The organism is Streptomyces sp. NPDC006510 (assembly GCF_040611955.1).
Classification (GTDB): Bacteria; Actinomycetota; Actinomycetes; order Streptomycetales; family Streptomycetaceae; genus Streptomyces.
On sequence record NZ_JBEXPH010000087.1, the window covers coordinates 26,693 to 34,267 of the forward strand.

Below are 7,575 nucleotides of genomic sequence, written 5' to 3' on the forward strand. Positions count from 1 at the left end.
TCACCGGAGCGTTCAGCCGCTCGGCTCCCGCACCACCAGCGGGGTGCCGAGCACCTGGTGTCCGCCGGTGGCCAGCATGCGCACCTCGCCCTGGTCGCTGATCTCCGCGCGCACGATTCCGGTCTCGTCCTCGTAGATCGGGTAACCCCCCGCCCCCGACTGTGCCGTGCGCCGCACGGTCACCGTGTCGTCCTCCACCGCGGACGCCTGAAATACCAACTGGTAGCTCTCCGGGTAATCCATGACCGTTCTCCGTTGCGGACGGGGCAGGGGGATGTTCCGCCCGCATCTCCATCGTCCCTCCGACCGGCCCGCGGCGCCCGAGCAGCGGCCCACGGCTGCGGGGTCATGCCCGGGCCACTTATCCTGAAGCCATACGGGCGGTTCGACGGCACTCGGGTGCATACCGCATGAACAACCCCCTTTCTCCCGAGTCGTGTGCACGGCATGCACGCCCGGGATCCCCGAAACCGGGAAGGGACACGCCATGATGGATGCCGACAGGGGAGACGATGTCTACCAGCCCCAGCAGCCGGAGGCCTCGGACCTGGCCGAGCAGCTCGACATCGAGGACACCCTGGACAACCGGGGGCTGACCGACGCACTCGACGAGGGGTACTCCCCGCCCGAGCGTCCCTGGGCGGTGGAGGACCGGGGCACCACCGCCGCCGAACAGCACGACGGTGAGTCCCTGGACGGCCGCCTGGCCCGCGAACTCCCCGACTCCCCCGACACCGCCGGCGACGGCCTGGGGGATCTGCCCGACGGTGACGGCGAGCTCTGGGACTCGGAGGTCGGTACCGTACGCGCCGGCCGGCTCACCCGGCAGCTGGACATCGACGAGCCGGACACCATGGCGGGCGAGGACGTCGGGATCGACGGGGCCGGGGCATCGGCCGAGGAGGCCGCCATGCATGTGGTGTCGGACGGCCAGGGCTGAGACGGCGGCCCCGTCGATCCCGACACCCTCGCGCGGAGCCCGCCCGGACCATGACCCCGGGGGTAATCGACGCCTTCACAGCCATCGGACATCGTGTTCCTCACCAGCACACGGGAGCCCGGCCAGGAGGCCGGGACGCGAGGAGAGGACAGCACGATGACCGCATACGACGACGCCGTTCAGCGCTACTTCGCCGCCTGGAACGCGACCACCGCCGAAGAGTTGGAGAAGGCCGTCGCGGCCGCCTTCACCGAGAACGCCACCTACACCGACCCGCTGGCCGATGTGCGTGGCCACGAAGGGCTCGCGGCCGCGATCACCGGCGCCCATCAGCAGTTCCCCGGCTTCGAGTTCCAGCTCAACGGCGCGCCGGACGGACACCACGACATCGTGCGGTTCAGCTGGGACCTGGTCTCCACCGCCGACGGCTCGGTGCCCGCCGCCGGATCGGACGTGATCACCCTCGCCGAGGACGGACGCATCGCCTCGGTCAGCGGTTTCCTCGACCGGGTGCCCGGCGCCTGAGCATCCGCCGGGCGGGCGGGCCCTGCCCCGCACCGCCCCGCCGTCAGGCCGGCTCGTCGAGGAACTTCCCGCCCTCCAGCAGGGTCTTGAGCGTCGAGAGGATCACGACCCAGCCGCCGCTCACGCCCTCCAGCATCCTGCTGTCGGGGCTGTCGAACCCGTCATGGGTGAGCGTCAGCTTGATGCCCATCTCGGGTTCCTCGGCCGGCTCGATGTCGAAGGCGACCTTCGACCGCTCCTGGACCGCCTTCTCCCACTCCTCGTCCGAGGCGAAGTCGAACATCTGGCGGTGCATGGGCTGCAGGGTGTGCCAGGTGTACGAGAGCCGCTTGCCGGGGTCCGCCTCCAGGACCCGCTGGCCGACCTCCTCGAAATCGCCGTCCGGGTCCATCTTCCAGCGGACCGGCGCGCCGGCCTCCCAGGTCGAGTCGGGGCCGTAGCCGCCCATGTAGATCTTGATGGATTCGGGGTCGGTCAGCGCCTGATAGAGCTGCTCGGCGGTGGTCTGGATGTAGATGACGTAGACGAATTCGGCCTTGTCCATGACCATTCCTTCCGGAGTCTGCCTGCGGCGGGGCCGCGCGGCCGGGCGGTGGTGTCCGTACCGGCCGGTCCAGCGGCCGGTCAGGTCCTGGAGCGGCACCGGGTCGAGGTAGTGCAGCTTCTTCCGGCCCCGGCGCACCACGGTGACCAGGAGTGCCGACTCCAGTACCGCCAGGTGCTTGCTCACCGCCTGCCGGCTCATGTCCAGGCCCTCGCCCAGCTCGCGCACGGTCTGGCCGCCGCGCGCGCCGAGCCGGTCGAGCAGCTCACGACGGCTCGGGTCGGCGAGCGCCCTGAATATCGCGTCCATCTCCGCCACGGCCGCCACCGCCCTCCGCTCCCGGGCACCCGGAGGCGTCCACGAGGTACACCTCCACCGTAGGCAACCGGACGGTTGCCCGGCGACCGGAGCCACGCCGGACCCGGCCCCGGGTCCGGACGGGCCCTACGGGGTGTCGGCGAAGTCCCGGCCGGCCGGTGACCCCGGAGCCCGCGACTGCGCCGGGAGCGCCGCGAGCCCGGGGGCCGGCTCCAGCGGGCGGTCGGTGAAGAAGCGGGCCGCGAGGTCCGCGACGTCGTCCGGACGCTGCAGGACGACCCAGTGGTCGGACTCCCCGATCGTGACGGACCTGCTGCCCTCGATCGTGGCGGCGAACGCGCGCTGCCGCTCGGGCGAGGTCACCGTGTCGTGCTCGCCCGCGAAGACCAGGGCCCGGACGCCGGCCAGTCCGCCGGAGAAGTCCGGCCGGTGGCCCAGTGTCGGTGCAGCGACTGTGCGGTGTGCGGGGAGTGGGTGAGGGCGTGCAGGAACGAACGCCTCACCTGGCGCCGCGCCAACTCGCCGCGGTGGACCACCGTCGGGCCTCCCGCCGCCGATGGCCGGCCCGTACACTCCGCGATCATGACGATCGACACGACCCATGCCGACGGGCCCGCACTCTTCCCGACGATGTCCACCATGCGCGCGATGCGCCGCCTGAAGCCGGATCCGGTGCCGGACGAGACGCTGGCGCAGCTCATACAGGCCGCCGTCTGGGGTCCCAGCGGCGGCAACATGCAGTGTTACGAGTACGTCGTGGTGACCGACCGCGAGGTGATGGCCCGTCTGGCGCCGCTGTGGAAACGGTGCGTGGACGCCTATCTGGCGACGACCGGGAAGTACGCGCCGAAGGGCATGGACGACGCGGCGTACGGCCGGATGGTCGCCGCGATCGAGTACCAGCGCGACCATTTCGCCGACACCCCCGCACTGATCGTGCCCTGCTACCGGTTCCCCGAGCCGCGCCTGGACGAGGAGGGGCTGCTGGCCTCGGCGCAGGCGCTCGGCCCGGCCGCGACCGAGCACATGATGAACACCCAGACGCGCTTCCAGGCGCTCGCCGAGGGATCCTGCGTCTACCCGGGCGTACAGAACATCCTGCTCGCCGCGCGGGCCCTGGGGCTCGCGGCGAACATCACCATCTGGCATCTGATGCTGGAACAGGAGTGGAAGGAAGCCCTCGGCATCCCCGAGGACATGCACACCTACGCCGCCGTTCCGGTGGGATGGCCGCAGGGCAACTTCGGCCCGGTTCGGCGCCGCCCGGTGGCGGACGTCATCCACCGCGACCGCTGGTAGCCCGGGCCCGCTGCCGCCCTGCCCGGTGACGGTCCGTCCGTCCACCGGGCAGGCGCCCGGCCGCCAACTCAACTCCGTTGGAGTGAAAGGGAATTCGACACACCGCTAGATGATTGTCATGCCCTGGACAGCTGGATACGCTGAGCGGGCTTCGCGGCCCTCGGCCCACCCCACTCGGGCCCGGGGGCCGTTTCTTCTCCCCCCACCGAGCAGGAGCAGGTATGCCCAGCCGCGCCGCCGCCCACACAAAGGGCCGCGCCACCGTCCTGGCGGCCCTCACCGCCACCGTCCTCACCGTGACCGGCACACCGGCCTTCGCCGCGCCGGACGACGGACACCCGATGAACCGGGCGTTCGCACGAGCCGCCGCCGAGTTCGACGTACCGCGCGATCTGCTCGCCGCCATCGGGTACGGCGAGACCCGGCTCGACAGCCACTCCGGGCGCCCCAGCCAGGCCAATGGCTATGGCGTGATGCACCTGGTGAGCAACCCCTCGAAGCGGACGCTGGAGCGGGCGGCAGCCCTCACCGGCAAGTCGCTCGCCGAGCTCCGCACCGACACCGGGGCCAACATCCTGGGCGGCGCGGCGGTGCTGCGCAGCTACGCGGACAAGCTCGGCCTCGACGCCCGGGACCGCGACGACATCGACGCCTGGTACCCGGCCGTCGCCGAGTACGGCGGCGCGCAGAGCACCTCCGCCGCCCTGTACGCCGACACCGTCTACACCTTCCTGGCCGCCGGGCTCGACGCGGTCGCCGCCGGCGGCGAGCGGATCACGGTGACCAGCCGTCCGGTCGCCCCGCAGAAGGGTTCGCTCTCCGCCACCGACGCACACGCCCAGAGCCCGGACTACCCGTCGGCGCTGTGGGTGCCGGCCGACCCGAACAACTTCACGGCGGGTCGCTCGGCGAAGATCGACAAGGTGGTCGTCCATGTCACGCAGGGCTCGTACGCGGGCTCGATCAGCTGGTTCCAGAACCCGACCGCGGAGGTGAGCGCCCACTACGTGGTGCGCTCCTCGGACGGCGAGATCACCCAGACGGTCCGCGACAGCGACACCGCGTACCACGCCAGGAGCGCCAACGCCTCGGCGCTCGGCATCGAGCACGAGGGGTTCGTCGACGACCCGTCCTGGTTCACCGACGCGATGTACCGGTCGTCGGCGGCCCTGACCAAGTCCCTGTGCGACCGCTACGGGATCCCGAAGGACCGGGCGCACATCATCGGGCACAGCGAGGCCCCCGGCAACGACCACACCGACCCGGGGCCCAACTGGGACTGGAACCGCTACATGGAGCTGGTCGGCGGGGACAGCGGCGGCGGCAACAACGGCGACGGGCTGAGCTTCACCTCGTACGCGACCCAGCAGAACGGCTCGACGGGCGCGCAGGTCAAGGCGGTCCAGCAGCTGCTGAACGACCAGGGCTATGCGGCGGGCACGGTGGACGGCAGCTTCGGTCCGGCCACCAAGACCGCGGTGACGGCGTATCAGGCGGCGCGCGGGCTGGACGCCGACGGCGTGGTGGGAGCCAGGACCTGGACCGCGCTGCTGTCGGCCGGTGCGACGCCGAGCCTCCAGCAGGGAGCCTCGGGCGATGGGGTGAAGCGGCTCCAGCGCTCGCTGACCGCTGCGCTCGGCTCGACGGTCGGCGTCGACGGCAGCTTCGGCCCGGCGACGGTGACGGCGGTGCGCAGCTATCAGACGAGCCGGGGGCTGAACGCCGACGGCATCGTGGGGCCGGACACCTGGACGGCGCTGCAGACGGGGCGCTGACACCCGTCTCCACGAGCGGGGCGGAGCGCGTGCGGGTCGCGCGCTCCGCCCCGCTCGCACCCTTCGCGTGGCAACGGCCCTGCTCCCCGGCCCCATGTCACGTTCAAGTAACCTGCCGGAAACCCTTGACGTTTCTCCTGGCTCGTTCTTAACCTCACTGCGTAGTTCGCATTCCTTGCAGTTCACGTGCTGCGGCGCTTTCCGCAGTGTTTTGACAGGCACAGACATAGACCACCTGTCGGTGGTTTCGTCATGCCTGTTTTTTTGTGCTCCCCGTGCCGCCGATGGGTCTTCCTCGAAGGCGGATTCATGGCACAACGTCCGAGCGTCAAAGGCGTCGCCGACGTCGTTGCGCTCATCGATGGGCTGGGAAAGATCACCGGCCGGGCGCAGGTCATCTGGTTTCTCGTGTTCGGCGGGCTGTTTCTCGACGCCTATTCGAATGCCGCGCTGAGCGCCGGTCTGGGACCGATGACGTCCCAGATGGAGCTCACCAGCACCCAGGTCTCGATCCTCACGGCCACCGCTCCGGCCCTGGCGATCATCTTCAACCCGGTCGGCGGCTGGCTCGCCACCCGGATCGGCCGTGTTCCCCCGCTGCTCATCGCCAAGGTGTTCGCCATCGCGGGCGCCCTGCTGGCCGCCTTCGCCGGTGACTTCACGGTCGTCTGGTTCGGCCGGGTCCTGGTGGGGGTCGCGTACGGCATCGACTTCGCCGTCGCCATGGCACTGCTCGCCGAGTACACGCCCGCGAAGCTGGGCGGCCGGCTGAACCTGTGGCAGGCCGTCTGGTACGTCGCCACCACCAGCAACCTCGCGCTCGCCCTGTTCTTCTTCAACCTGGACGTCGGCGCGGACATCTGGCGCTGGTCGGTCGGCTCGGCCGCGGTCGTGGCCGGCGCCCTGCTGCTGGGCCAGTGGCTGATGCTGCGGGAGAGCCCCACCTGGCTGGCGAGCAAGGGCCGGCTGGACGAGGCCGTCGTCAACCTGGACCGGATCTACAACATCAAGGCCGTCGCCGGGAAGCCCGACGAGGCGACCCGTGCCGCCACCGAGGCGCCCGCCATCGGTTTCCGTCAGGCCGGGCTGCTCTTCAAGGGCGAGTACCTGCCGCGCACGGTGCTGTCCTCGGTCATCTCGCTCGGGCAGTCGATGCAGTACTTCGCGGTCGGCTGGTACCTCCCGCTGATCAGCCTGACGATCTTCGGCGAGAGCTTCGAGAAGGCGACGATCGGCTCGATGGTCTTCAACGCCTTCGGTATCGCTGGCGGACTCCTCTCCGCCTACTTCGGCCGCCGGCTGGGACTGCGGCTCAGCTCCGCGGCCGGCTTCGCCGGGGTCTTCGTGGCGCTGCTGGCGATGGGGCTGACCTTCGAGAAGGTGCCCACGGCCGTGGCGTTCCTGCTGCCGGTGCTGTTCATCCTCTGCCACTCCGCGGGCCCCGGTGCCAACGGCAAGTCCATCGCCGCGCTCTCGTACAGCAGCGATGTCCGGGCGCTCGGCACCGGTGTCACCGGGATGGTCGGCAGCTTCGGCAGTGTCGTCGGGCTGTACGTGTTCCCGCAGATCAAGGACTCGCTGGGGCTCGCCGACACCTTCCTGGTGCTCTCCGTCGTGCCGCTGCTCGGCCTGATCACCTGCCTGGCGATCAAGTGGGACCCGACGAAGGCCGCGTCCCCCGACGAGCTCGCCGGGCAGGACCGGGCCGCCGCCGGCACGCGGACCGGCTCGCCGGAATCCGCGGAGTCCGTGACCGCGCGCTGACCGGCCGCCGGGCCTGTCGCACCACACGATGGTCCCCTCCCCTCTCTCCCCCTCCGCACAGCTCGCTCGCGATGCTCGCAATGAAAGGGCCGCAATGACGCAGACGTTCCCCGGCGCCGCCCCACGGCGCGGTGTGCTGTCCATCGACGAGGGCACCACGGGCACCCGGGCCGGAGTCGTCCTCGACTCCGGCGCCACCCACGAGGTGTTCTACCGGTCGATCAAGGTCAGCCATCCGGACGACCTCTCGGTCGAGCAGGACCCGATGGAGATCTGGACCGCCACCATCGAGGTGGCGCGCCGGGCCGTCGGCCGGGCCCGTGAGGAGGGCATCGAGATCACCGCGGTGGCGCTCTCCACCCAGCGGGCGACCGCGATGCTGTGGGACCGGGTGACCGGGCGGCCGCTGC

8 protein-coding genes and 1 pseudogene are annotated in these 7,575 nt (G+C 70.8%); 6 read left to right on the forward strand and 3 right to left on the reverse strand.

Annotated features, from left to right (window positions below; genetic code table 11):
• Nucleotides 1-12 precede the first annotated feature (12 nt).
• Nucleotides 13-243 carry a DUF6296 family protein gene (locus tag ABZY11_RS24690; protein ID WP_356481242.1) on the reverse strand — a complete coding sequence of 77 codons (231 nt, stop codon included), beginning with the start codon at nt 241-243 and terminating at the stop codon, nt 13-15.
• Between the two features lie 244 nt (nt 244-487).
• On the opposite strand from ABZY11_RS24690, the gene ABZY11_RS24695 reads away from it, so the two are divergent.
• Together ABZY11_RS24695 and ABZY11_RS24700 are read left to right on the forward strand one after the other, a co-directional pair.
• Entirely contained in the window at nt 488-940 is a 453-nt protein-coding gene (locus tag ABZY11_RS24695; RefSeq protein ID WP_356481243.1) for a DUF5709 domain-containing protein, read from the forward strand.
• A 156-nt stretch (nt 941-1,096) separates the two neighbouring features.
• Nucleotides 1,097-1,465: a nuclear transport factor 2 family protein gene (locus ABZY11_RS24700; protein WP_356481244.1), complete on the forward strand. Its 369-nt coding sequence runs from the start codon at nt 1,097-1,099 to the stop codon at nt 1,463-1,465.
• Between the two features lie 43 nt (nt 1,466-1,508).
• Here the strand turns inward: ABZY11_RS24700 and ABZY11_RS24705 are convergent, their stop codons facing one another.
• Entirely contained in the window at nt 1,509-2,336 is an 828-nt protein-coding gene (locus tag ABZY11_RS24705; RefSeq protein WP_356481245.1) for a metalloregulator ArsR/SmtB family transcription factor, read from the reverse strand.
• 117 nt (nt 2,337-2,453) lie between these two features.
• Nucleotides 2,454-2,860 (reverse strand): annotated as a pseudogene (locus tag ABZY11_RS24710) (alpha/beta hydrolase); the annotation flags it as partial.
• Nucleotides 2,861-2,909: 49 nt separating this feature from the next.
• Between ABZY11_RS24710 and ABZY11_RS24715 the strand changes: the two are divergent.
• The 4 genes from ABZY11_RS24715 to ABZY11_RS24730 all read left to right on the forward strand — a co-directional run.
• Nucleotides 2,910-3,626, forward strand: coding sequence for a nitroreductase family protein (locus ABZY11_RS24715; protein ID WP_356481246.1), 717 nt, complete (start codon nt 2,910-2,912; stop codon nt 3,624-3,626).
• A 221-nt stretch (nt 3,627-3,847) separates the two neighbouring features.
• The gene (locus ABZY11_RS24720) at nt 3,848-5,401 is read left to right on the forward strand and encodes an N-acetylmuramoyl-L-alanine amidase (protein WP_356481247.1); all 1,554 of its coding nucleotides are present in this window, start codon (nt 3,848-3,850) and stop codon (nt 5,399-5,401) included.
• A 309-nt stretch (nt 5,402-5,710) separates the two neighbouring features.
• Entirely contained in the window at nt 5,711-7,165 is a 1,455-nt protein-coding gene (locus tag ABZY11_RS24725; RefSeq protein ID WP_356481248.1) for an MFS transporter, read from the forward strand.
• 94 nt (nt 7,166-7,259) lie between these two features.
• The coding region (locus ABZY11_RS24730) for an FGGY family carbohydrate kinase (RefSeq protein ID WP_356481249.1) at nt 7,260-7,575 on the forward strand (316 nt) is incomplete at its 3' end.

Bases quoted from the DNA above. Each gene is read 5' to 3' on its own strand.
- ABZY11_RS24690 (WP_356481242.1), bottom strand. From the start codon at position 243: ATGGATTACCCGGAGAGCTACCAGTTGGTATTTCAGGCGTCCGCGGTG.
- ABZY11_RS24695 (WP_356481243.1), top strand. From the start codon at position 488: ATGATGGATGCCGACAGGGGAGACGATGTCTACCAGCCCCAGCAGCCG.
- ABZY11_RS24700 (WP_356481244.1), top strand. From the start codon at position 1,097: ATGACCGCATACGACGACGCCGTTCAGCGCTACTTCGCCGCCTGGAAC.
- ABZY11_RS24715 (WP_356481246.1), top strand. From the start codon at position 2,910: ATGACGATCGACACGACCCATGCCGACGGGCCCGCACTCTTCCCGACG.
- ABZY11_RS24720 (WP_356481247.1), top strand. From the start codon at position 3,848: ATGCCCAGCCGCGCCGCCGCCCACACAAAGGGCCGCGCCACCGTCCTG.
- ABZY11_RS24725 (WP_356481248.1), top strand. From the start codon at position 5,711: ATGGCACAACGTCCGAGCGTCAAAGGCGTCGCCGACGTCGTTGCGCTC.